A 25467-nucleotide genomic window follows, 5' to 3' on the forward strand; every position below is an offset into this window, starting at 1 on the left:
GAGCGCGCTTGCTATCAGATTGTGCGGCGTGGCCAAACCGATATCGCGCCTCCCAAACCGTTCCTGCGGAAAAATCGTATCAGATGTGCAGCGCGTGCCCCAACGCCTTCAGTGCTGCTTCCTGCACGGCCTCGCTCCGTGTCGGATGCGCGTGGATCGTGCCCGCGAGGTCCTCCAGCCGTGCGCCCATCTCGATTGCCAGCGCAAAGCTCGCCGACAGTTCTGAGACACCCGCACCGACGGCCTGCAGGCCAAGAACGAGACCGGTATCCGCACGCGCCACGACCCGCACGAAGCCTTCCTCGGACACCATCGTCATTGCGCGGCCGTTTGCGCTGAACGGGAATTGACCGACGCGGATCGCGTAGCCTTGGGCGCGCGCCTCCTCCGGCGAAAGTCCTGCCGTTACGATTTCCGGATCGGTAAAGCAGATCGCCGGGATGCAACGCTTGTCCCAGGCTCGCTGCTTGCCGGCAACGATCTCCGCAACCATTTCTCCCTGCGCCATGGCGCGATGGGCCAGCATTGGCTCGCCGGTAATATCACCGATCGCATAGACGCCCCGCATCGAGGTGCGACAGCGATCGTCGATACGCAGATATGGTCCTGTACGATCGAGATCGAGCTCTTCGATACCCGATCCCGATATTTTGGGGCGGCGACCGACGGTCACCAGCACGCGGTCGGCGGGAAGCAGTTGTTCTTGGCCGTCCGACGTCTCGACGGCCAGCGCATTGCCGTCGTCCGAAAGACCCTTCGCTTTTGCGCCTGTCAGGACCCGAAGGCCAAGTTCTCCAAGCCGTCGTGCAACCGGCCGCACCAGGTCGGCATCATATTGCGGCAGTATCTGCTGCATCGCCTCGACGACCGTTACCTCCGACCCCAGCTTCGCAAATGCCGTGCCGAGTTCGAGGCCGATATAGCCACCACCCACGACGACAAGTTGCTTCGGCAATTCGGCAAGCGAGAGCGCCTCCGTGGACGAGATGACCCGACCCCTGAACGGCAGGGCTGCGAGTTCCACAGGTTCGGAACCCGTAGCAATCACCACCGTCTCGGCACGAACGACCTGCGTGCCGACCTCGGTTTCGACCTCCACGGTTTTGCCGTCGCGGAAGGCCGCACGGCCGTGAACGATCTTGACCCTGGCCTTCTGAAGCAGGGCGGAGACGCCTCCATTCAGCCGACCGACGATCCCATCCTTCCAGGCGATGGTTCTCGCAAGGTCGATCGAAGCAGCCTCGACACGAATGCCCATTGCGTTCTTGCCAGCAAGCATCTGTCTTGTGGAACCAAACTCCTCGGCCGCATGGATGAGCGCCTTTGACGGAATACATCCGACATTCAGGCAGGTGCCGCCGGGCTTGCCCGCCTCGACGATGACGGTATCGAGGCCGAGTTGTCCGGCCCTGATGGCGCAGACATAGCCGCCCGGCCCGGCGCCGATGACGAGAAGCTTGCAGACGATCTCTTTCATGGATGTTAGCCTTCGATGAAGATAAGGGCGGGCGTCTCGAGGAGGACCCGAACACGTTGGACGAAGGTGGCGGCATCCCATCCGTCGATGATGCGGTGGTCGAAACTCGAGGAGAGATTCATCATCTTGCGCGGTACGAACTGGGTGCCGTCCCACGCCGGGCGCACAGCGATCTTGTTCACGCCAACGATCGCGACCTCCGGATGATTGATGACTGGAGTCGAGACGATGCCGCCAAGCGCCCCAAGCGAACTGATGGTGATGGTCGAACCGCTTAATTCATCGCGGGTCGCGGTGCCCGCGCGCGCCGCATCCGCCAGGCGGCCCATCTCGGTCGCGCAATCCCAGATGCCACGCGCCTCCGCGTTCTTGACAACAGGGACGACAAGCCCGGCGGGCGTCTGTGCGGCAATGCCGATATGGACACCGCCATGCCGGGTGAGGATGCCCTTGTCGTCGTCGAAGGTCGCGTTCACGTTCGGTTGTTCGGCGACGGCCTTCACGATTGCCCGCATCAGGAACGGCAGGACAGTGAGCTTCGGCTGCTCCGGTTTGCGGTCGCGGTTCATGGTGGCCCGCAATTCCTCCAGGGCAGTCATGTCGACTTCCTCGACATAGGTGATGTGGGGAATGCGAGAAGTCGACAACGACATCTTTTCGGCGATGCGGCGCCTGAGGCCGGTGAGCTTGATCTCCTCAGTCGACGTCCTTTTCGCGATCGCCACCGGTTGGGACGGCACTTCGCCGCGTGCGATGAATAGCTCGACATCATCGCGAAGAATGCGGCCGGCGGGTCCCGATCCCTTGAGTTGGCGCAGGTCGACACCACTTTCCCTTGCAAAAAGCCGCACGGATGGTGATGCCAGCGGCTTTTCTGCCGGTCCCGGAGCCTCGTGGCGAAGCACACTCGCGGCCTTGGTGACAGGCCGGGTGTCCGTCTCGACGGCAGGGGGCAGACTGTCCGCAGCTTTTGCCGGTGCTTCGGCAGGAGGTGCCTTCACGTCGCCTGTCGTCTCGCCATCGCCAGTCTCGATCCTGACAAGCGGCGCCTTGACGGCGATCTTGTCGCCAATTTCAGCGCCCAACCAGACGACGGTCCCCGTAACGGGCGAAGGGATCTCGACCGTCGCCTTGTCGGTCATGACGGCGGCGATGACCATATCCTCCTTGACCGGGTCGCCCGCCTTGACGTGCCATTCAACAAGCTCGGCTTCCGCCACACCTTCGCCGACATCGGGCATCTTGATCGTGAATTCGCCCATGTGTCAGGCCTCCATGACTTCGGCAAGCGCCCGTCCAACCCGTCCGGGGCCGGGGAAGTAGTCCCATTCCTGCGCATGCGGATAGGGCGTATCCCAGCCGGCAACGCGCATGACCGGCGCTTCGAGATGGTAGAAGCAGTGCTCCTGCACGAGAGATGCGATCTCTGCGCCAAACCCCGACGTCAGGGTGGCCTCATGGACGACGACGCAGCGCCCGGTCTTGTTGACGGACTGCACGATGCTATCGAGGTCCAGCGGCAAGAGGCTGCGCAGATCGATCACCTCGGCATCGATGCCCGTGTCTTCGGCGGCAGCAAGCGCCACGTGCACCATCGTGCCGTAGGCGATGACCGTCACGGCTGAGCCCGAGCGCCGGATGTCGGCCTTGCCGATCGGGATCGAGTAATGGCCCTCGGGCACCTCTCCGAGGTCGTGCTTCGACCATGGCGTGACCGGACGCTCGTGGTGGCCATCAAATGGCCCGTTGTAGAGCCGCTTCGGTTCCAGGAACATCACCGGATCCGGATCCTCGATCGAGGAAATGAGCAGCCCCTTCGCGTCATAGGGATTGGAGGGTACGACGACCTTCAAGCCGCAGACATGTGTGAACAATGCCTCCGGGCTCTGGCTGTGGGTCTGGCCGCCGAAAATGCCGCCGCCAGTGGGCATTCGCAACACGATCGGACATGTGAAGTCGCCGTTCGAGCGATAGCGGATGCGGGCGGCCTCCTGGGTGATCTGATCGTAGGCCGGATACATGTAGTCGGCGAACTGGATCTCGACACAGGGCTTGAGACCATAGGCCGCCATGCCGATAGCGGTGCCGACAATGCCGGACTCGCTGATCGGCGTGTCGAAGCATCTTGTCTTGCCGTACTTCGCCTGCAGTCCTTGGGTGCAGCGAAACACGCCGCCGAAGTATCCGACGTCCTCGCCGAACACCACCACGTTGTCGTCGCGGGCCATTGAAACGTCCATGGCGCTGCGCACCGCTTCAATCATCGTCATCCTGGCCATGTCAGAAACCTGCCTTCTGCCGCTGGCGACGAATGTGTGGCGGCATTTCCGCGTAGACGCCTTCGAAGATGTCTCGCACCGAGGGCTTGCCCCCTGCATGCAGGGTGCCGTGGTGCTCGGCCTGCTTCTGGGCTTCAATCACCTCATCGATGATTTCCGCTTCGGCCTGGACATGCCGCTCTTCCGACCATGCGCCCCTGATGATCAGGTGCTTTTTCAAGCGCAGCACTGGATCGCCCAGTGGCCAGGCTTCGGACTCCGTCTTTGGCCGATAGGCGCTCGGATCATCAGATGTCGAATGAGCGCCAACGCGGTAGGTGACATATTCGATCAGGGTGGGGCCGAGGTTTCGCCGCGCCCGCTCGGTTGCCCAACGTGCGACTGCGTAGACCGCGAGATAGTCGTTGCCATCGACGCGCAGGGCCGGAATGCCGAAACCAAGTCCGCGCGCTGCAAACGTGCCGGAGCCGCCCCGCGCGATCCCCTGGAATGTTGAAATCGCCCACTGATTGTTGACGATATTGAGGATGACAGGGGCTTTGTAGGTAGAGGCGAACACCAGAGCGGAATGAAAATCGGACTCCGCCGTCGAGCCGTCGCCGATCCAGGCGGCCGCGATCCTGCTGTCGTTCTTGATGGCCGACGCCATGGCCCAGCCGACCGCCTGGACATATTGGGTGGCGAGGTTGCCCGAGATGGTGAAAAAGCCGTGTTCCTTCGACGAATACATGATCGGCAGCTGGCGCCCTCGCAACGGATCGCTTTCGTTCGAGAAGATCTGGTTCATCATCTCGACCATCGGATAGTCGTCGGCGATCAGGAGACCTGCCTGGCGGTAGGTCGGGAAGTTCATGTCGCCCTTGCGAAGCGCCTTACGGAAGGCGCAACTGACGGCTTCCTCGCCGAGATGCTGCATGTAGAAGGACGTCTTGCCCTGCCGCTGCGCCATGAGCATGCGAGCATCGAAGGCGCGAAGCTTCATCATGTTGCGCAGGCCGGTCAGCAACTCTTCGTCGGAGAGCATGCCCGACCATGGGCCGACAGCCTCTCCCTCGCGGTTGAGGACACGAATGATCGAATAGGCGAGGTCGCGGATCTCTTCCGGCGCAACGTCGATCTCGGGGCGCGGCACCACGCCTGCCTTGGCTATCTTCACGTTGGAGAAATCGGGTAGGCCGCCCGGCCGGACGGCAGGTTCCGGCACATGAAGGCTCAGTTGAGCTGTGTCCGTCATATCGTATTTTCCCTCCCAACTGCGATGTTCGCATCTCTCCTCAAAGAGGAACGTCGCAGATCTTGTTCTTATAGATTGCGCGCGATCACCATTCTCTGCACGTCGCTCGTGCCTTCATAAATCTGGCAGATGCGCACATCCCGATAGATGCGCTCGACCGGATAGTCCGCCATATAACCGTAGCCCCCATGGATTTGGATCGCATCCGAACAGACCCGCTCTGCCATCTCGGACGCGAAGAGCTTGGCCATCGATGCTTCGGAGAGGCACGGCAGGCCATTGTCGCGCAGCGCCGCAGCGTGAAAGACGAGTTGGCGCGCTGCTTCGATCTGGGTCGCCATATCGGCGAGGCGAAAGGCGACCGCCTGGTGCTCTATGATCGCCTTGCCGAAAGCCGTGCGCTCGCGTGCATAGTCGCGCGCTGCCTCAAAAGCGGCGCGTGCCATGCCGACAGCCTGAGCGCCGATGCCGATGCGACCGCCTTCGAGATTTGCCAGCGCGATCCGGTAGCCTTCGCCCTCCGCACCCAACCGCAATTCGGCCGGGACGCGCATGCTGCTGAAGGCGATCTGACAGGTGTCGGTCGAATGAAGGCCAAGCTTTTCCTCGACGCGGACGACTTCGTAGCCCGGCGTGTCGGTCGGTACGATGAAGGCGGTAATCCCCTTCTTCCCGGCATCCGGATCGGTCACCGCAAAGACGATGATCATCTGACCGTTCTTGCCCGACGTGATGAATTGCTTGGCGCCATCGAGCACGTAGTGATCGCCATCGAGGCGCGCGCGGCTGCGCAGGTTGGACGCTTCCGAACCTGCTTGCGGCTCCGTCAGCGCAAAGCCGCCAATCCATTCGCCGCTTGCAAGCTTCGGCAGGAAACGCTGCTTTTGCTCCTCGGTGCCGAACTTCAGGATCGGCACGCATGCGACCGAACTGTGGACGCTCATGATGGTCGAGCATGGCCCGTCGCCTGCAGCGATCTCCTCGAGAGCTGCTGCATAAGCGAGCGTTCCGGTATTGGAACCGCCATATTCCTCGGGGACCAGCATGCCAAGAAGACCGAGTTCGCCCATCTCGCTCAGCTCTTCGCGCGGAAACCTGTGCTCCCGGTCACGTGCTGCCGCACCAGGAGCAAGTTGCTCGCGGGCAAAATCGCGTGCCAGATCGCGAATTTGCTGCTGGAGATCGGAAAGAACCATGCTTGCCTCCTTGCTGTCCGCTCTAGTGCCGCTCGATGGCCACGGCGGTCGCTTCGCCGCCGCCAATGCACAGAGCTGCCATACCGCGCTTCAGGTCGTAGCGCTTGAGGGCGGCAAGCAACGTGACCAGGATACGCGCGCCGGATGCGCCGATCGGGTGGCCAAGAGCGCAGGCTCCGCCGTGCACGTTAACCTTTTCCTCTGGTAGCCTGAGGTCGCGCATCGCAGCCATGGCGACAACCGCAAAGGCCTCGTTGATCTCGAAGAGATCGACGGTCTCGAGCGGCCAGCCGGTGCGATCGGAGAGCTTCTGCAAGGCGCCGATCGGAGCCGTGGCAAAGAGATTGGGCGCCTGCGAGTGCGTGGCGTGTCCAGTAATGGTCGCGAGCGGTGCCAGTCCTTTGCGCTCGGCCTCGGAACGACGCATCAGCACGAGGGCGGCCGCACCGTCGGAAATCGAGCTGGAGTTGGCAGCCGTCACGGTCCCGCCGTCGCGAAAGGCGGGCTTGAGGAGAGGGATCTTGTCGATCTTCGCCTTGCCCGGCTGCTCGTCCCGGCTGACCGTTTGTTCGCTCTTTCCCGCAGCGATCGTGACTGGCGCGATCTCGGCGTCGAAGCAGCCGGTGTGGATCGCCTCTTGCGCTCGGGTCAATGATGTCACCGCATAATTGTCCTGCGCCTCGCGCGTGAACTGGTAAGCTTCGGCGCAGTCCTCGGCGAAGGTGCCCATCAAACGTCCCTTGTCATAAGCATCCTCCAGCCCGTCGAGGAACATATGATCGATGACGCGTCCGTGGCCGAGCCTGTAACCGCCACGGGCACGATCGAGAAGATAGGGCGCGTTGGTCATGCTTTCCATGCCGCCGGCGACGCCGATCGTGGCGCTGCCCGCTGCCAGGAGATCATGTGTCAGCATGACGGCTTTCATGCCGGAGCCACACATCTTGTTGACGGTGGTTGCACCGGTCGAGAAAGGCAGGCCCGCGCCGATCGCCGCCTGCCGGGCAGGCGCCTGGCCGAGGCCGGCCGGGAGCACGCAGCCGAATACGACCTCGTCGACGGCATCCGCATCCACGCGGCTTCGTTGAAGTGCCGCGCGGATCGCGGCGGCACCGAGGTCGGGCGCCGTTGCCCCTTTGAGTTCGCCTTGGAAGCCGCCGATCGGCGTGCGCGCCGTTCCGACAATGACGACAGGGTCCTGTAAAGCCATGTTCAAGCCTCCTGGTCAAAACGCGCTAGCGCGCGCTCATGCGCAGTGCGCCGTCGAGGCGAATGACCTCGCCGTTCAGCATGCTGTTTTCACATATATGGCGCACCAGCGCCGCAAATTCCGCAGGCCTTCCGAGGCGCGGCGGGAAGGGCACGCTCTTGCCGAGCGCTTCCTGCACCTCATGTGGCATGCCGGCCATCATCGGCGTCTCGAAGATGCCCGGGGCGATCGACACGACCCGAATTCCATGGCGGGCAAGCTCGCGTGCAATCGGAAGCGTCATCGAGGCAATGCCACCCTTGGACGCTGCGTATGCGGCCTGTCCAACCTGTCCATCGAAGGCCGCGATCGATGCGGTGTTGACGATGACGCCGCGCTCCCCCTCAGCGTCCGGGTCCTGCTGCTGCATGGCAGATGCCGCCAATCGGATCATATTGAACGTGCCAACGAGGTTGATGGTGATCGTGCGCACGAAGCTGTCGAGATCGTGGGGGCCGTTGCGACCGATGATCTTCTCGCCCGGCGCCACGCCTGCGCAGTTCACAAGCCCGCTCAGGCCGCCAAAGGCCTCCATCGCAGCGGCTACGACAGCTGCACCATCCCCGGCGCTCGTCACATCGGCCCTGACGTATCTTGCGTTCACCCCGAGTTCCGCGGCGATCGCTTCGCCGGCAGTCTCGTTGAGGTCGGCGATGATGACGCGCGCGCCGTTCTCAGCCAGCATGCGCGCCGTGGCAGCGCCCAGGCCAGAACCTCCACCGGTAACGATAAAGCTTCCTTCACGGATCAGCATCGGTTTGCTCCCATCACCTTGCGATCGTCTGCCCGGACTGTGACATCTCCCCGCCCCAGCCCAAGCTGACGGATTCTATTCCGTCGCCATATTGCAAGCGATGACAAAAATGCTGCATTGTTTCGGACAGTTTTGCCATAGGTGGAGGAGCTGGTGGCTGACATTGAGAGACGCATGATCGCGCGCGGCTTCGTCGAGGAGGCGCTTGACAGCTTGCGCCGAACAGGGCGGCCGACAGCGCCAATTCTTGCGTCGCTGGGGCTGCCCGAGGTTATCGATGAGCCCGTATCCGCCGAGAGCTATGGCGCTCTCTGGCTTGTGATTGCCAAGGAGCTCGATGACGAGTTTTTCGGGATGGGCGGGCGTCCGATGCGCAGCGGCAGCTTTACGCTGCTTTGCCATTGTGTCCTGCACGCGCCGACGCTCGGCCACGCGCTGCGCCGGGCACTGCGTTTCCTCGACGTGGTGCTGGACGATCCGCGTGGCAAGCTTGTTGTCAGAGACGGGCTTGCCCAGATCGAATTAACGGATGCCTGTGAAGCACGGTCGGCCTTCGCCTATCGCACCTATTGGATCCTTATCCATGGGATAACCTGCTGGCTGGTCGGCAGGCGCATTCCGATTCGGCTTGTCGATTTCCGTTGCGCCGAGCCGACGCAGGGGGCTGACTATCGGCTCTTCTTCGGAGCGCCCGTCAGGTTTGGACAACCAACCAGTCGCCTCGGTTTCGACAGCGCAATGCTGGATTTGCCGGTCACGCGTACGGAACAGGCGCTGAAGCAGTTTTTGCGGGGCGCACCGGCCAATATCCTCGTGCGCTATCGCTACGATGCGGGGCTCGCCTCCAGCGTCAGGCGGCGCTTGGACAAGGTGCCTCCGGCCGCATGGAAGACATTCTCGGATCTCGCTGTTGAAATGCGCATACCGCCCTCAACCTTGCGTCACCGCTTGCGTGACGAAGGCCAGAGTTACGCCGGCATCAAGGATGACATACGCCGCGATCTTGCCGTCGATCTGCTGCTCAACACGTCGAAGACAACAGGTGATATCGCCGCCCAGCTTGGCTATTCGGAGCCCAGCGCCTTCTTCCGAGCCTTCCGCAAATGGATGTCGAAAAGCCCCGACACGTTCCGGCGCGAGGGCAGTGGCGTGGCCGGGCAGGACGGGCGCAGCTCGCGGACGATGCGTCACGTATCCCGGATCGAGCCCTGAACGTTTCAAAGTCCGTCACTCGGCGCACGAAAATACCCGGCTGACAATGGTATTTAAACGGCGCACCATTGCCGTGCCGAGTACGAGGGGCGTCGTCAGGGGAGGGCAGCCAGGGATATGGCGGCAGCGAGCATTGCGGACTATCATGTTCCTCCGTGCATCGGTGCTTCGGATGCCGGAACGTGTGCCATCGAGCGCATGCGTGTTCTCGAAAGGAAAGGTTGATCGGTATGCCTGCCGCTCGCGAGGATTTGCAGGGCTTTTTGCGCGGAGAACCGGATTGCATACTCGTCGAAGTGACGGGGGCAGTCGGCTCGACGCCGCGCGATACCGATGCCTGGATGCTGGTGTCCAAGAGCCGTTCCTTTTCAACGATCGGCGGCGGCCAACTGGAATATATGGCGATCGACCAGGCACGACGGGCACTCCGCCAGTCCCAGACGGTAGCGACGATGAGCATTCCTCTCGGGCCTGAGATCGGTCAATGCTGCGGTGGTCGCGTTGGCCTTTCCTTCACCGCGGTCACAAGCGAACTGGCCGATGAGTTGATTGCTCGGGCCGATGACGAGATCGCCCAACGGCCCCATGTCTATGTCTTTGGAGCCGGTCACGTTGGCGACGCATTGGCCCTTGCACTGTCACTGGCGCCATTGCGCACAATACTGGTCGATACCCGTGAAGACGAGCTTGCCGCCTCGCGTGCTTCGGGGATCGAAACGTGCCTGACCGCAATGCCCGAGGCGATCGTGCGCAATGCACCGGCAGGAAGCGCGTTTGTCATCCTCACCCACGATCACGCTCTCGACTTTTTGATTGCCACGGAAGCACTGCGTCGGGACGATGCCGCCTATGTCGGGATGATCGGCTCGAAGACGAAGCGTGCGACCTTCAGGAATTGGTTATTACGCGAAGTGGGCAGGCCAGAGCTTCTTGATCGCCTCGTCTGCCCGATCGGCGGCACCGCCATAAAAGATAAGCGCCCCGCTGTCATCGCAACGCTGGCGGCTGCCGAGATTATGGTGGCGGTGCTATCTTTCGGCGCGGGGGCCATTAGCGGAAAGCACAAGCTTAGGGCTGACGAATGACCTTTCGACGCTACCGCTTCCTCGAGGGAGTCGTCGGGTTCCTGACCGACCGTGGTTTGCTACGATGTCACGATCGGTGGCTATCCGATGCCAAAGGGAACTTTTGACAGAGGCGTATGAATTTCGCGCCTTCGATGCAATGTTGTTCTGCCTCGCGCGGCAAGCAGCCTGTCCATTTCATGCCGGGAGCTGCCGAAACTGGTCAGCAGCCGCCGCGCTTCTCCCTTGTCGAGGCAATACTGTCTCTGCAACATGGCCGGTGAATACGATATCTCGCGTAACTCTTCTCTCATGACGTCTCCTTTCAACTAGGAAACAATCGCGGGCGCTCGGTCGTTCCTTCACTGCTTGAGACCGCGTGTAAGATTGGGCGAGGTCGAGGGCTACGGCCTGACGGCTAAGCCGACTTCGGTCGATGGGTCGGACGGACCGTGTGGCGTTCGATTCGCCCGGCGACTGAAAAGATCAGCACCTCGACGTCCATGTCGATCCTGTCGCCATCCATGAGCCTGACCACGTCGTCGATACCCGAGGTCGGGTGGCCATCGATCGCAAGCAGATAGTCACCTTCCCGAAGCCCGGCTCGCGCTGCGGGACTGTCAATTTCGACCCGGCGCAGTCGCACTGCCGTTGTCTGGACAAGCCCGGCTTCCAGGGCCACGCGGCGCTGCAGTTCCACGGTATCCGCTGCGATGCCGATATAGGCGCGCCTCACATGGCCGAACCTCAAGAGTTCCGACACAACATGCTTGGCGGTGTTGGAAGCGACAGAGAAGGCGATGCTTTGCGCACCTTGGATCACGGCCGTGTTGACGCCAATGACCTCGCCTGCCGAGGACACAAGCGGGCCTCCGGAATTTCCCGGATTGAGCGCCGCATCGGTCTGGATGATATCATCCATCAAGCGTCCGCTGGCGGCGCGCATCGATCGGCCGAGCGCGGATACGATGCCTGCCGTCACCGTCCACTCGAAACCGAGCGGATTGCCAATTGCGATTGCGATGTGGCCGCGCTTCAAGCTCTTCGAGTCCCCAAGCTTGGCCCAGGCGCCCGGCCAGTCGTTCGCTCGAATGAGAGCGAGGTCGCTGTCCGGATCCCGGCCCAGCACCTTGCCCTCGATCACAGCGCCATCTGGCGTTTTGATGCGAACGGTTTTGGCATCGTCGACGACATGGTTGTTCGTCACGACAAGACCATCGGGAGAGATCGCGAAGCCGGAACCGTGTCCGGCGCGGCCGCCCACCCTTTCAATGCGACTGACCGCGGGGCCGACGAGGTCGACCGCGTTCGATACAGAATGAGAATAGGCATCCAACAGGCTAGCGTCCTGAGACGGTTGGATGTCACGATCCAGGAATCCCATGAAAACTCCTCCGACGCGCAAGCGTCGCTTTGAGGAACGGCAGCGGCTGCAAAGGCGAGGGGCTGTCGGTTCGACAGGTTGAAATAGTGTCTATTCAGATGAGATTGCGCGCAACTTAAATCAAGGGGTGAGTCCGAGCTGCTGTCGCGGGCACGTTCACAGACGCCGGCATCGAGCCGGCCCATCACTGAAATTTGACCCAGGGGATGCAAGGCAACGTCGCCTGCGTGTGAAGCTGTGCTACATTTTTGACTGCTTGTATAAGGGGATTGGAGTGCCATGTTTGCGACGCTCGCGATGCTGATCAGCCTCTCCGGTGCAGCCCCCGTTGTGGCGGAACCCGGGGGAGGCGAGGTTGACGTGAAACTCGTCCTCGCAGTCGATACCTCTCGATCCATGGATCAGGAAGAGGCTCGCATCCAGCGCGAAGGCTATGTCGAGGCGCTCAAGCACAGAGAATTCATCGATGCGGTGACCGGGGGGCTCACAGGACGCATTGCGATCAGTTACTTCGAATGGGCGGGCTATGTGGTGCCGGATTCCGTCATCGACTGGCATGTGATCGCGACGGAACAGGACGCGATCGACTTTGCCAACAAGCTCGAGCAGCGTCCGATCGCCACGCAGCGCCGCACGTCGATCTCCACCGCGATTGCGCAAGGGGCTGCGATGATCGTCTCCAGCCCCTACACCGGTATGCGACAGGTGATCGACGTCTCGGGAGACGGTACGAACAATTCCGGCAGTCCGGTTGCGCCGACGCGCGACAAGGCAGTGGAGACGGGCATGGTCATCAATGGACTTGCGCTCATGCTGCGCCCGTCCGGGGCTCCAGGCGGTCTCGACAGGTATTATGCGGATTGCGTGATCGGCGGCCCAGGTTCTTTCGTCTTGCCAGTCTACAAGATCGAGGATTTCGCCGTCGCGGTGCGGCGGAAACTTGTGCTTGAGGTCAGTGGTCTTCCTCCACCGCCGGCGACACAGCGGATCGCCGGCCAACCCGCGACCGACTGCATGATCGGCGAGCGGCAATGGCAGGACATGTTCGAGCGATGATCGCGAACCGGGCTGTCGCCCTCTCAGCCCATCAATGTGTCGCGCAGCACATCGAAGACGCGGGCATCCAACGTCTGGGAAACATTGAAGCGCATAAAGTTTCGGGCTGATTGCGAAAGGCTGAACGCGTTTCCTGGGGCGAGGACAATTTTCCGTTCCAGGGCAGCGCGTGCAACATCGGCCGCATTGGCGTTTCCGGGCAACCGGCACCAAAGAAACATGCCTGCCGAGGGTTCCAGCCAGGGAACGATGCCGAGGTTCTTCAGCTTCGCCGAGACGTTAAACATCGCCTCCGAGAGCCGGCTGCGCAGAGCCTCGACATGCTTGCGGTAGCTGCCATCACTGAGGACCTTATAAACAAGTTCGGACGAAAGCCGCCCGCCGCCGAATGTCGTGGCGATCTTGAGGTCGATCAGTGCATCGACCCATTCCGGCTTTGCGGCGATGAAACCGCAGCGGGCCGAGGCCGACAGGGTTTTGGAGAAGCTTCCGATATGAATGACCCTGTCCAAGCCATCAAACGCCGCAAGACGGGGCGCCGGCGTGTGCTCGAAATCGGCGAAAATATCGTCCTCGACGATGGTGAGTTCGAATTGATCAGCGATCTTCAGGACCTTGTGGGCCGCAACAGGAGAAAGCGTCGCGCCTGTCGGGTTGTGGATTGCCGAGTTGGTGATGTAGAGGCGTGGTCGATGTTCAGCGACAACCTGGCCGAACAGTTCGATGTTCGGACCTGAGGGTGTATAGGGAACGCTGACGATCCTGGCACGATGGGCCCGCAGCAGCGCCTGGAAATTGAAGTAGCAGGGATCATCCACCAGCACGACGTCATCAGGTTCGAGAAGGAAACGGCAGAGAAGATCGATCGCCTGTGTGCCCGATTCCGTCAGCATGATCTGATCCGGGGAGGCCTCCACCCCTCGCTCCGCCATGCGTCGTGCAATATGCTGGCGCAACGGCGGTAATCCGAGGGGCGAGCCGTAGTCGGCGAACGCCGTGTTGTCGGCACGCGAAAGTGTTCGCAAGGCCCGTCGAATGCCGTTTTCCGGAAGCCAGGACGGTGGGAGCCAGCCGCAACCTGGCTTCAGATCTCCTTCATCGGCTTCAAGCGACTGCCGGGAAACCCAGAACGGATCGACGGCTCGGTCCAGCTTGGGGCCGATGTCGGAGAGGGAAAATGGAGCGGCTTGGTTTGCGACGTAGAAACCGGAACCCGGTCGAGACAGGATCACGCCTTCGGCAACCAGGCGCTCATAGGCGTCGACGACGGTCGACGTCGAAACGCCGGATGCTTTGGCCATTGCCCGAACGGATGGCAATTTCGCGCCTGGCGTCAGGGTGCGGCCGGCGATCCGTTGCCGGATCGTAGCCATGACCGTCGCCACCCGGCTGGTGTTGATTTCGGTATTTGCATCCATCTGTACTGCTGCCTCAGGCATAACAGTTTTCTTGAACTGTACCAGATTGTCGCTGGCGCTGCCATGACTTTAGGCCGATAAGGACGGCATGTGAGAAAGGCAGTGTACATGGACCGCACCGCATCTGGGTGGCTTAACGGCCTGATTGGCGTAGTGATTTTCAGCGGCTCGCTGCCCGCCACGCGTGTGGCGGTCATGCAGTTTGATCCGGTGTTTCTGACAGTGGCGCGAGCGGGAATTGCAGGAGCACTGGCGCTTTTGCTGTTGCTGCTGTTCAAGGAGAAGCGTCCGGCAAGAGACGATCTGATATCGCTGGTCGTGGTTGCCGCAGGCGTGGTGGTCGGCTTTCCATTGTTGACTGCGCTTGCCCTGCAGCATGTTACCTCGGCACATTCGGTGGTCTTTATCGGGCTCCTGCCACTTGCCACCGCCATCTTTGGCGTGATCCGCGGCGGGGAACGTCCGAAGTTGGCATTCTGGTTCTTTGCAGTGATGGGAAGTGCGCTGGTCTGCAGTTTCGCCGTGGCGCAGGGACTGAGTGCTGCACCCCTCGGAGACGCCTTGATGATGGCGGCGATCGTCGTCTGCGGGCTTGGTTACGCCGAAGGGGCGAAGCTTTCGCGGAAACTCGGCGGATGGCAGGTCATTTCCTGGGCGCTCGTTCTGTCGCTGCCGCTGATGATCCTTGCATCGATCTGGTTCATGCCAACAAGCTTCTCGGGCATCAATGCCCCTGCGTTGGCGGGCCTCGTCTATGTCTCTTTATTCAGCATGCTGATCGGCTTTGTTTTCTGGTATCGGGGCCTGGCACAAGGCGGAATCGCGAGCGTCGGTCAACTTCAATTGCTTCAGCCCTTCCTCGGCCTGACGCTTGCCGCAACGCTGCTGCATGAAACGGTGACCTGGACGATGTTTGCGGTAACCGCAGCGGTGATTGCCTGCGTGGCGGCTGCCCGCAAATTTGCCCGATAGCGCGGCGCCTCGTTGTCGGCAGCGCTTTTCAGGCGCCGTCGAACCTGAGTGCTCCTTCCGCTTCCAGACGAACGCGGCCCCTTCCGACCCTGACAATCCGGATTGGGGCCTGCTTCTCTTCGAGCCGCCGGCGCAGCAGCAACAGCCGGGTCTCGAGATTGTCCTTGATCTCCGGCATCCGGCCGCCAACGGCCAGCCGCATCTCCCTGTTAGTGAACTCGTTGCGGCCGTCGCTCAGGTGCCATTCGAGCATCAGACGAAGCAGCGTACCGGCAATGCCCTTCACGATATAGGTACCGTCGACGAACACGCTGTCGTCCACGCGATGATGGACAACGCGGATATCCCGGCCGCTGGCCGCAGGTTCGCACGCAAGCGCGGGTGCACCCTGCGTCGGCTCGGCCGACGCTGCCTCCCGTTCGCTCGCCCTCAAGGCGCTGGCGGCCTGTCCCGCGAGAATTTCAAGAGCTGCCTCATCTTCCTCGCGAAAGGCCAGCCGTTCCGCGCTTTCGACGAAAAGTACTCCGGTCACGGTGCCTCGAGCTGACATGGGAACGGCGATCTGGCTCATTACCATGGGCAATTGCGGAAAGGCGACGATACGCGTGGCGTTTTCCGATGCCTCTGCCTCCATGCCGATCGCTTCCCCGAGTCGGCGCACGCGGCTCATGTCGCTGACCTTGATCGTTTGCCCGCTCGTTGCCGCCGCGCCGATCAGCCCCTCACTCCTGGCGATTTCGGATCCCAGTCCCGAGCGGTCGTAGCCGAGGCTGCCGGTCGTGACCAGGCAGCCGCGATGACTATCATGGATGAGCACGACCGCATTTCGATATCCTAGAACGCGCTGAATACCGGCGAGCAGGCTATCGATGATCTCGTCCGCTTCTCCCTGCCGTTCGATGGCCCGGATTGCGTCCGAGAGAGCGGGAAGGCTGACGGGATCACGGCCTGTCGGGCTACGCGCGGTTTCCACTGGGGAGGGGACCTTCTCGATCCGGCGCACCCGGAAGATATCCGCGCTCCGCAGCCGCATGACCTCCGACATGCCGACCTGCGCGCTGCTCGCCTTGAGCTGGAGCGCTATCTTGTCGAACAGCTGGCCGGCATCGACGGAGCGCACGAATCCGATGTCGAGCAGGAACTGGTCGCCCGTGAAGCCATCGACGAGGATCAGCGCGACCTGAGGGTTGGCGCGCACGTTCGCCGCCGTCTTGGCAAAGAACTGATTGGAGAGGGCAACGTGGTCTTCGTCGACCCGCACCACATGAGACAGATAGGAGATGTTTGGCGTTCCGTCGGCCGCGGCAGTGGCGATGATGGAGGGAATGACGCCTTCGAAGCAGGCTGACAGGTCGCTGAGACGCAAGCTCATCTGGGCCTCGCGAAAGCCAGCATGCCGGCAAGCGGCCCGGGCGTCTGGATGTATATTTCACTCACGGAAAGCCGAACGACCTTGGCCTCGCGAGCAGTAAGCCACGGCGTGATGATGCGCCCGGGCACTCCAAGGGCTTCAAGCTCGCCCGTGGCTGCCGCGATGAAGCGGTCGGCACAATCGATATCATGTGCCTCCGTGTCCCGCATCGAGGCGGCCCCCTTGAGCTGAAAGCTTACATAGTCAGACGGACTGACGAAGGTGGCGGCAATCCGGCCCGTCTGCCRGACGGAGGTTTCGAGCCGAGGCCATTGCCAGGACGAGAAGATGACGTCGATCGTCTCCCGGTCGTCGAAAATGTGGAAGCCGACACCGCGTCCAGCGGATGGGTGCCCCGTTTCGTCAGCGGCGGCTATGATGCACATAAGTGGTCGCTTGAAGAAATCGAGAAGCTTGTCGTCGACCTGCACCGCCGCCCCCACTGCGTGTCCTAACCCTCTTTAGCATCCTTTTAGGATATTCGGCACGGTTTGCACATTCTTTTAGGAACGCGCGTTTTTCCGGCGCGCTATAGAAACGCCGCACGGACTGGACCGTCTGGATAACCACCTGCCCCGTCGTTTGTGGAAGCTACAAACGCCGAGATCATGCCGGCATATCGGACCGGCACGGCATCCGAACCCGTCCGGGCACGAAATCGTCGCAACCGAAACGGCTGAAGCCTGGAGTGAATGATGGAGAAGTTTACGCATGCGGCGGTATCGCCGCCGAACCATGGAACGCCCGCAATGGCGTTCGGCAAGCATGTCATACGCATGATGGCGGCCAACACCGGCGGTTCGTTCGGTATGTTTGAGGCCATCGTGCCGCCCGGAGAAGGTCCGCCGCTTCATATGCACGAGCGCGAGGATGAGTTTTTCCGTGTGCTGTCTGGCCGCTTCGGTTTCTGGTGTGCCGGTGACTATGTCGAACTGACGGAAGGGGGCTGCATCGCGCTGCCACGCGGCGTTCCGCATCGCTTCCGGAATGTCGGTGAAAGCGAAGGCCATATCATGGTCGTTGTGACGCCGGGCGGGTTCGAGAATTTCTTTCCGATCATCGAGCTTTGCAAGCCCGAAACGCCCGAACAAATCGCCTCTGTCGCGATGGATTTCGGCCTGACCTTCCTGCCCGTCGAAGGCCGCAAGGTCGCCTGATCCGGCGACGAGCCACCCTGAAATACAGCATCGAGAATTCAATAACGGTCCATCGAAAGGAGACCGAAGGATGACACGCGCGCCTTCAAACGAAAACGAAATGACGCTGACAGCCAATCAGCTGGATGCCTATCTTGCCAAGATCGGGGTCTCCCGGCCTATTTCTCTCGACCTTCAGAGCCTGTCGAGACTGCATCGCGCCCACCTCATGACATTCACATGGGAAGCGCTGGATGCCTTCATGGAGTGGCCGTCCTCGATCACACCGAGATCGGCTTTCGCCAAAATGGTGGAAGGAAGGCGCGGTGGTTGGTGCTACGAGATGAATGGCCTCTTCGGTGCGGCTCTCGATGCACTCGGCTTTCGAGTGACCCGCCTTTGCGGCGGCGTCGACCGTGAAAAGCTCGGGGACATCGCGATCGGCAATCACCTGACGCTACGGGTCGATCTTCATCGACCTTATCTCGCCGAAGTGGGCGTGGCCGATGCCATCATCGAACCCGTCCCGCTTGCCGTCGGACCCATCAGCCAGCGCGGTTTCGATTTTTCGATCATGCCGACAGATGACGGCTGGTTGCGCTTCAACAATCACATGCGGGGTATAGCGTCCAGCTTCGATTTCCGGGCGGACCACAGCGACGAGGCGGCCATGGCAGCCACGCATGCCTGGTTGATGCAGGACCCGGGGTCGCCGTTCACAAATGCGCTTGGAGTTCTGCGTCATACCACGGACGGCTATGTCGCCCTGCAGAACGATCGCTTGCGCAGCGTAACGCCGAACAGCGTTCGCGAGCTGCGCATCACAAGCGCGGACCATCTCGCGGACACGTTCGAAACCTTTTTCGACCTCGACGTTCCCCAATTCAGACGGGTCTGGGAAAAGATCCAGGCGATCGGTCATAACAAGGCGGCCTGAAAAGGCCGCCCATCAACACTCTGGAACTCAAGGAAACATCGATGCTTCACATAATTCTATGACCATCTCGCCCTGAACACGGCACTCGCCATTGGCGGGGTTCGGGCATCGGCATAAGGTATGCCGCCTGTGGGGGCGCCCAAAAAGCCGTGAAACCTGAGAACTCCGTACTACGACATGGCCAAAGCGGCGGCCGTGCCATGCGAGGGATGCCAAAAGACCGAACCTCTTACGTCGCTGCGAGCAAGAGAATGTAAGCGACGACGGTCACCATCAGCCCCCGGAATGCGCAGACGACGCACCGGTATTTTCCACGCGCGATGGTCGAAAGAATGTCGGCGTTTTCGAGGTATTGTTCAAACAGATAGCCGGCGTCGCGCTTGCCCGCGGCTTCACAAAAGTGCCCTCGGTGCTTGTGCCAGGTGCCCCAGAACAGGGATGTTGATGAATTCAAGTGCCGAGGGAGGACGACGAGAATCGCAGAAAGAATCGAAAAGATTGAAGCCAGAGCAAGCGCGCCGGAGAAAAGAATGCCTATCGGCGTCCCGTGGGCGTAGCGGCTCCAGGCAAAAACCTCACGTCCCTCGCTCGATGTAACAAGAAACGCGAGCATGAACGTAAAAATATACGCAGCTTTTTGGTCTGAAATCTTGATTTGATCGTAGAATATGTCGTTTATCTTCTTGATGTGATCGAAGTACTCGGAGCTAATATCTGTATTTGTTGGAGGACTACTCAAAAAGTCCGTGGTGTTCTCGACGTCACTCACATTGCATCCCCATGCTGAAGTGTTTCCCTAATATTACACTCATGGAACAAAGCAAATCCCTGTGGTCCTCCTGCTTGACTTTTCAACTATAGGCAGACAAATCCTTCCAATATGTGGGGTAGATTTACGAGATACGCGTGCGGGGGCACAGCGATCGCGGTGATTGCGTTATATTTGACGCATCCGGCCGCGGCGGAGCCTATCCAGCGAACCGCGCGAGCTGCTGGCTCGGTGGTTGACCGCAAGACGGGAGAAGAGGTTCGTTTCGTCGATCTCTCCGATTGGCAGAACGTCGCTCTTCATCAAGACTTGCTCGGCGGCGACGTGCTGCGCACCAATGCCAATGGTCAATTGGCGATCCTGTTTGCCGATCACACGCAGGTGCGCCTGGGCCGCAATTCTGCGCTGCAGGTCAAGCAGATGGCTGCCGACGGTGACACGATTCTCAATTTGCAATCTGGTACGATCTGGGCACGCGCTCAGCGCGGTGGCCAGGGCCTGACGGTCGAGACGCCGGCCGCAGCGGCTGCCATTCGTGGCACCGACTGGACAATGACGGTCAAGGGCGACCAGACCTCACTGATTGTGCTCGAGGGCCGGGTAGAGCTTAAAAACGAGCACGGTAGCGTCGAAGTCGCACAGGGCGAAGCGGCAGTTGCGACGATCGGACAGGCACCGCGCAAGCTGGTCATTGTGACACCAGACGATCGCGAGCAGATGCTGTTCTATCTAACGCTGCGCGGTGGTTTTACCTTCATGCCTGCCTCGCCCCTGCCGATGCAGAAAATGAGGTCCGAGCGCAGCCGCATCGAGGCCAGGGCACCGGAAGCAAGAACCGCGGAAGACTGGTTGACGCTCGCCGAAGTACAGTTGTCATTTGAGGGTCGCCGGGAGGCACTCAAGTCGTTGGCGAGAGCTCGGGCGCTCAAGTTGTCGGTTACCCAAAGCGCCCGTGCAGATTTGATCGAAGCCCTGATCGCCGGCGCTGAAAAACGCTACGACGATGCAGCACGACTGTTCTCACGGGCCGAGCCTGCACTCGATCCGCAGCGCCGGAGCATAGCCGCCTACGGTGGCTACTATTCCCGCTCGCTACGCGACCCCGATCATGTGGAGACGCCCCCCGCATCGATCACGGGTCCCTATGCTGCGGTTATGAAGGCCTATACGGCCGGCTTCCTCGAAGATATTCCCGCGGCCATCAGGACGATGAAGGAAGCAGAAGCGCGTTATCCGACGGATTCGCGGCTGCCGGCACTGCGCGCACAGCTTGCCCTTCTGATCAATGACCGCGCCCAGATGCGGGAGGCGATCGAACGGTCACTTTCGATCGACCCCATGGATCCTGATGGCTTGCAGGCCCGCGCTCGTATGCGCGCCGACTTCGAGGGAAATCTCGATGCAGCGCTTGCAGACCTGAACAAAGCGATCGAGATTGCGCCAGGCACCGCGACGGCATGGAATGATCTCGGCCTGCTGCAGGATGCCCGCGGTGCCAGCCGTGAGGCGGAGGTGGCCTTTAAAAAGGCGATCGAACTCGATCCCGACGATCCGATCAGCCACGCCAATCTTGCGATCCTTTATCTCGACCAATCGCGCATGAAGGAAGCCAAGCGGGAGATCGACCTGGCACTGGCCGCCGATCCGGCCTTCGAGGTCGCACTGCTTGCGCGTGGACGCTACTATCTCCAGACGGGTGAACGAGAAAAGGCGATCGAAGACCTGCTCGCGGCATCCACCGCCAATCCGAGCTACTCGCAAGCGCAGCTGATGCTGGCCGCAGGCCACTATGAGCGTGGCGACAGGGACCCTTCAAATCAGGCGCTCGAGAATGCCGACCGACTGGACAAGAATGATCCCGTTATTGCAGCATTTCGAACCGCCGTTGCTATTGACGACTACGATGCCGACGGCGCGATAGCAAACGCTCAGGAGTTTCTGAGGCGCGCGCGTGCTCGCGGCGGGGATTTCAGCGCGCTTGGAGCCAACCAGGACGCCGGATCCACGCTCAACAACGCGTTTCGCTTGCAGGGCCTCGACGCCTGGGGCCGATATTACGGCGACGCGGTCTTTGATCCGTTTGAAGGTAGCGGTTTTACTGACCAGGCCCTCAAGGGAAGTATCAACCCGTTCAAGAACGCCATTACCTTTGGCGACAGCGTGATTGAAAACACCGCCAACGCAACGAGCTTTTCCTCCCTGTTCCAGGGACTGCTGCTCGATCCGCACATGTTGTCAGGTCGGTCGAGATCGGCCACGCTCCTTCGCACGCCATTTATCGAAGGTTCTATCGGTGGCGGCATAAACAGCGTTGGCGGCCACACCGGGCGTGTCGGTGAAGCCGAGATTCAGGGCTTTGCCAACGAGACGATCCCGATCAGCTTTTTCGGCAATTTCGAGTGGGAGGAAATTCCAGCCGAGGGAGATTATGCCAACTTCGGAAACTTCTCTACCGAGAACAAGCTGCTGAGCGCCAACGGCTATGTCACGGCCACTCTAACCCCTGAGGATCGGCTGGTTGCCTTCATCAATCAAAGCCGAAGCGACTTCGACCTGAATTCGCTGACGCTTGATCCATCGCCTTCGGCCCGGTTCAATGACGAACTCTTCTTTCCTCTTCTCGGATTTGACCTCGCTCCGCCCGAACTGCCCTTCTATCGCAACGAAGGCAACAGTCTCGATAATCTCAACAGTGGCGTAGGCTGGAGCCACACATTCGGCTACCGAAATATCGTTAATGCGGCACTGCTTTATTCTGAAGTTAAGTCGCAGAGTACGAATGACTTCGTTTTCGATCAGTCAGCTGTGCCGTTCCTCGGAGGGCCGCCGCCGGACCTCGTTCCCTTCGGGCACACAAATGAAAGCCTATCGTCCAAAAGCTATATCGCAGCCATCAGTCACAGCCTTGGCACTGACAACGGCTTGACCTGGCGCTACGGAATTGAGGGAGGATGGATCGACACGCGCTCCAGCGGCTTTGCCGAGTTCTTCGAGCTGTTCCCCCTCTTTGTCCCGGATGTAACAATCGGTCCTGAAGAAGCATCCAATCGAACAAACCTGACGCGCGCCTACGTAGACTTGCTGCACGAGATCACCCCGGACCTGAAGGCTGAATACGCGCTCCATGCCACGTGGCTGGATGGAGACGGTACGGATGTCAGCCGGCTGGAGCCGCGATTGGGCGTGGCCTGGACGCCGGTCGAAGATCAATGGTTGCGCGCCGCATTCATGCGTCAGAGCGTTGAGATAGGCGTTCCGACACTTGCCCCGATCGGTATTGTCGGGCTGCAGCCCAATCAGATTGCAGTTGGAGTCGATGGCTACGTCGATACCGCTCAACTACAATGGGATTCCCAGTGGACGGACAGGTTCTTCACGTCCATGAGCTATCAGCACCAGGAATTGCACGACATGACGATCGGGCTGCCGCTGACGGCGCTTCCCGCCTTCGATAGCTTGACTTTGGAACGAGCAAGCCTCGACCGCGCAAGCGTTACGGCAAATTTTGCGTTGGGGAACGGGTTTGGCCTTTCCGCGACCTATGCTCGTATGGACTCGGAGAATAAGGATGAAGCAAGCGTCAACTTTGGCGGTGCGCTTCCGTTCGTTCCACGCAACTCAGGTCAGGTCGCTCTAACCTGGGTTAACGAAGCGAAGGTGAAAGCGACGATCGCTGCGAATTATATCGGCAAACGGGACGGAGACGACATCGGGACAGAGCTTGATGACTTCTGGACGCTTGATGCCAATATGATATGGGAGCCGTTCGACAAGCGCTTTGCTCTTGAAGTGGCTGCGTTCAACCTCCTCGATGAGAAATTTGAAATAACGCCGGGTGTTCCTGGTTGGGGACGTGCCGTGAAGGGCACATTCAAAGTTCGTTTCTGATGAACAAGACACCGACCCTTGGTCCGGCTTCAGGATCTGCCGGTTGGCTGTTCAGCAACCGCAGCCTCCGGCTGCTCGTCCTTATTCTCCTGACATTGATCGGGATCTCGCTACTCTCGCGCCTGCCAGCTTGGCCGCTGCTGGAGCTCAAATCCTTCGACTATCTGTCGACGATCGATGGCCTGGCGCCGCCGGGGGAGGGGCCGGTGATCGTTGCCATCGACGAGCCTTCACTTGCGGCAATAAACGCACAATGGCCATGGCCGCGCAGCTTGCATGCTCAGTTGATCCGGCAATTGCGAGAAGCCGGCGCAAAGGCAGTCGGCCTCGATATCATCATGGCAGAGCCCTCGACACCGGAGAACGATACTGCAATTGCCGCCGCGGTCGGCCCTGACATCGTGCTTGCAGGCGACGAAACCTTGATCGAAACGCCGCAAGCCGACCAACTCGTGCGGGCTACACCTTTGCCGCAGCTCACCGCGGCCGGTGCTCGCACGGGCATTGCCTCAATCGAACTTGGTGGGGACGGTGTCTTCCGGACCATCCCGATCTACGAAGACGGCTTTGCCGCCACGCTGTTGCGAGCCGCTGGCCACGATGGCGTGCCGGTCCCGCAGGACGCGATGATCCAGTCCTTTGGCCCAGCACGGAGCTATCAGACGGTCTCATATTATCAGGCACTCGACCCGAAGACGTTCCTGCCCGAAGGAACGTTCAATAACCGCGTTGTCCTGGTGGGTCTTAGTCTCCAGAACGCCCCGGAGATCGACAAGGGAGGTGCTGACGCCTTTGCCACCCCATATACGATGCATACGGGGAAGCTTACGGCCGGCGTAGAGATCCAGGCGACGATCTATGACAATCTTCGGCAACGGCTGTGGATCAATCGCACGAGCATGGTGCCTTTTATTGGATTTGTTCTGCTCGCAGCCGCATCCGCGGCTGCAGCCGTCTGGAAATCGACTGGCTGGCTCACCCTCCTGGCAACTGTTGTCGCCATCTGCTTGTTCGCACTGCTGTCCTACACGGGCCTGCGTTTCGGCCATTTCTTCGTATCACCGCTTGGGCCGACCGTTGCATTTGCCTCGGTCGCCTTCGGCCAGGCCGCTTTCGACTTTGCGGAAGAGCGCCGAAACAAGCAACGCATTACCCGCGCATTTTCTCAATACATTTCACCCGATCTTGTCAAAAGGCTATCTGATGACCCTTCGCAGCTGAAACTCGGCGGCGAGAGACGAACGTTGTCGGTGCTATTTTCCGACGTCCGTGGCTTTACGACAATCGCCGAGACGATGAAGGATGATCCGGAAAAGCTAACCGGCCTGATCAACCGCCTGCTGACGCCGCTCTCCGATATCGTCATGGATCACGGAGGGACAATCGATAAGTACATGGGCGACTGCATCATGGCGTTCTGGAACGCTCCCCTCGATGACCCTGAGCACGCGCTCCACGCTGTTCAGGCATCGATTGCAATGCAGACGGCCATCGGGAAGCTCAACAAGGACCTCGAGATAGAAGCGCGAGCAAGCGGGTCACCACAGCATGTTCTCAAGATGGGCGTTGGGATCAATACAGGCGAATGTGTCGTCGGCAACATGGGCTCGAGCCGGCGTTTCGACTATTCCTGCCTTGGGGATTCCGTCAATCTTGCCTCGCGCCTTGAAGGGGCGTCAAAAAACTACGGCGTTGCTATCTTGCTTGGGGAGGAAACTGCACGTCTCGTAGGCGGGTTTTATAACGTGATGGAGCTCGACCAAATCGTCGTGAAGGGACGAACGACGCCGTCGCCTGTGTATACGATTGTTGAGGACGCAAGCGCGGAGCAGGTGGAAGTGCATAAAGCTTTCCTGGCCGCTAAGTACAATAGAACGTTGCTTCCCCTCGATGCCATGTTTGAGACGCTCACCGCGGCCTTTCCCTCGCTTCGTCTCTATTACTCAATTGTCCAAAGCGAGTGCGCGCGGCGGGTCGACGACTAGTCGGACGACACGGAGTTTGCCCTGCGAGCGGTCTCGCGGAGGCGTG

General features: G+C 60.6%; 20 protein-coding genes. 8 read left to right on the forward strand and 12 right to left on the reverse strand.

Annotated elements, in window-relative coordinates; genetic code table 11:
• Positions 1–79: 79 nt before the first annotated feature.
• From lpdA to AC1DPR_RS13540, 7 genes are all read right to left on the reverse strand, one after another.
• A complete protein-coding gene (lpdA, locus tag AC1DPR_RS13510; protein WP_477816479.1) occupies positions 80–1477 on the reverse strand; it encodes a dihydrolipoyl dehydrogenase in 1398 nt (465 codons plus the stop codon).
• A gap of 5 nt (positions 1478–1482) precedes the next feature.
• Entirely contained in the window at positions 1483–2739 is a 1257-nt protein-coding gene (locus tag AC1DPR_RS13515) for a dihydrolipoamide acetyltransferase family protein (protein WP_477816480.1), read from the reverse strand.
• Positions 2740–2742: 3 nt separating this feature from the next.
• Positions 2743–3756, reverse strand: coding sequence for an alpha-ketoacid dehydrogenase subunit beta (locus tag AC1DPR_RS13520; protein WP_018857997.1), 1014 nt, complete (start codon positions 3754–3756; stop codon positions 2743–2745).
• Between the two features lies 1 nt (position 3757).
• The gene (locus AC1DPR_RS13525) at positions 3758–4990 is read right to left on the reverse strand and encodes a thiamine pyrophosphate-dependent enzyme (RefSeq protein WP_477816481.1); all 1233 of its coding nucleotides are present in this window, start codon (positions 4988–4990) and stop codon (positions 3758–3760) included.
• A gap of 68 nt (positions 4991–5058) precedes the next feature.
• Positions 5059–6186, reverse strand: coding sequence for an acyl-CoA dehydrogenase family protein (locus AC1DPR_RS13530; protein WP_477816482.1), 1128 nt, complete (start codon positions 6184–6186; stop codon positions 5059–5061).
• 22 nt (positions 6187–6208) lie between these two features.
• Positions 6209–7396 carry an acetyl-CoA C-acyltransferase gene (locus AC1DPR_RS13535; RefSeq protein ID WP_477816483.1) on the reverse strand — a complete coding sequence of 396 codons (1188 nt, stop codon included), beginning with the start codon at positions 7394–7396 and terminating at the stop codon, positions 6209–6211.
• A 25-nt stretch (positions 7397–7421) separates the two neighbouring features.
• On the reverse strand, positions 7422–8189 hold the full coding sequence (locus AC1DPR_RS13540) for a 3-hydroxyacyl-CoA dehydrogenase (protein WP_477816484.1): 768 nt from the start codon (positions 8187–8189) through the stop codon (positions 7422–7424).
• A 153-nt stretch (positions 8190–8342) separates the two neighbouring features.
• Here AC1DPR_RS13540 and AC1DPR_RS13545 point away from each other — a divergent pair, with 153 nt between their 5' ends.
• Both AC1DPR_RS13545 and xdhC read left to right on the forward strand, forming a co-directional pair.
• The gene (locus AC1DPR_RS13545) at positions 8343–9401 is read left to right on the forward strand and encodes an AraC family transcriptional regulator (protein ID WP_477816485.1); all 1059 of its coding nucleotides are present in this window, start codon (positions 8343–8345) and stop codon (positions 9399–9401) included.
• A gap of 230 nt (positions 9402–9631) precedes the next feature.
• On the forward strand, positions 9632–10486 hold the full coding sequence (xdhC, locus tag AC1DPR_RS13550) for a xanthine dehydrogenase accessory protein XdhC (RefSeq protein ID WP_477816486.1): 855 nt from the start codon (positions 9632–9634) through the stop codon (positions 10484–10486).
• 397 nt (positions 10487–10883) lie between these two features.
• Here the strand turns inward: xdhC and AC1DPR_RS13555 are convergent, their stop codons facing one another.
• Positions 10884–11849 carry a S1C family serine protease gene (locus AC1DPR_RS13555; protein ID WP_025660210.1) on the reverse strand — a complete coding sequence of 322 codons (966 nt, stop codon included), beginning with the start codon at positions 11847–11849 and terminating at the stop codon, positions 10884–10886.
• 279 nt (positions 11850–12128) lie between these two features.
• Here AC1DPR_RS13555 and AC1DPR_RS13560 point away from each other — a divergent pair, with 279 nt between their 5' ends.
• Positions 12129–12905: a DUF1194 domain-containing protein gene (locus AC1DPR_RS13560; RefSeq protein WP_477816487.1), complete on the forward strand. Its 777-nt coding sequence runs from the start codon at positions 12129–12131 to the stop codon at positions 12903–12905.
• A gap of 23 nt (positions 12906–12928) precedes the next feature.
• Here AC1DPR_RS13560 and AC1DPR_RS13565 read toward each other — a convergent pair whose 3' ends face one another.
• A complete protein-coding gene (locus tag AC1DPR_RS13565) occupies positions 12929–14344 on the reverse strand; it encodes an aminotransferase-like domain-containing protein (protein WP_477816488.1) in 1416 nt (471 codons plus the stop codon).
• Positions 14345–14431: 87 nt separating this feature from the next.
• On the opposite strand from AC1DPR_RS13565, the gene AC1DPR_RS13570 reads away from it, so the two are divergent.
• Positions 14432–15295: a DMT family transporter gene (locus tag AC1DPR_RS13570; protein WP_477816557.1), complete on the forward strand. Its 864-nt coding sequence runs from the start codon at positions 14432–14434 to the stop codon at positions 15293–15295.
• A gap of 28 nt (positions 15296–15323) precedes the next feature.
• Here the strand turns inward: AC1DPR_RS13570 and AC1DPR_RS13575 are convergent, their stop codons facing one another.
• Complete coding sequence (locus tag AC1DPR_RS13575; protein WP_477816489.1) at positions 15324–16667, reverse strand: GAF domain-containing protein; 1344 nt, start codon at positions 16665–16667, stop codon at positions 15324–15326.
• Positions 16664–17137 carry a pyridoxamine 5'-phosphate oxidase family protein gene (locus tag AC1DPR_RS13580; protein WP_477816490.1) on the reverse strand — a complete coding sequence of 158 codons (474 nt, stop codon included), beginning with the start codon at positions 17135–17137 and terminating at the stop codon, positions 16664–16666. The genes AC1DPR_RS13575 and AC1DPR_RS13580 overlap by 4 nt, the downstream gene beginning before the upstream one ends.
• Before the next feature lie 264 nt (positions 17138–17401).
• Between AC1DPR_RS13580 and AC1DPR_RS13585 the strand changes: the two genes are divergently transcribed.
• Positions 17402–17863, forward strand: a complete 462-nt coding sequence (locus tag AC1DPR_RS13585) for a cupin domain-containing protein (RefSeq protein WP_340652145.1) — start codon at positions 17402–17404, stop codon at positions 17861–17863.
• A 70-nt stretch (positions 17864–17933) separates the two neighbouring features.
• A complete protein-coding gene (locus AC1DPR_RS13590) occupies positions 17934–18779 on the forward strand; it encodes an arylamine N-acetyltransferase family protein (RefSeq protein WP_477816491.1) in 846 nt (281 codons plus the stop codon).
• Between the two features lie 229 nt (positions 18780–19008).
• On the opposite strand, the gene AC1DPR_RS13595 is transcribed toward AC1DPR_RS13590, so the two are convergent.
• On the reverse strand, positions 19009–19548 hold the full coding sequence (locus AC1DPR_RS13595; RefSeq protein ID WP_477816492.1) for a Pycsar system effector family protein: 540 nt from the start codon (positions 19546–19548) through the stop codon (positions 19009–19011).
• 111 nt (positions 19549–19659) lie between these two features.
• Between AC1DPR_RS13595 and AC1DPR_RS13600 the strand changes: the two genes are divergently transcribed.
• Positions 19660–23436: a FecR domain-containing protein gene (locus AC1DPR_RS13600; protein WP_477816493.1), complete on the forward strand. Its 3777-nt coding sequence runs from the start codon at positions 19660–19662 to the stop codon at positions 23434–23436.
• Positions 23436–25421 carry a CHASE2 domain-containing protein gene (locus AC1DPR_RS13605; RefSeq protein WP_477816494.1) on the forward strand — a complete coding sequence of 662 codons (1986 nt, stop codon included), beginning with the start codon at positions 23436–23438 and terminating at the stop codon, positions 25419–25421. The genes AC1DPR_RS13600 and AC1DPR_RS13605 overlap by 1 nt, the downstream gene beginning before the upstream one ends.
• Positions 25422–25467: the final 46 nt, after the last annotated feature.

This window comes from Rhizobium sp. 01T417, from assembly GCF_056398905.1.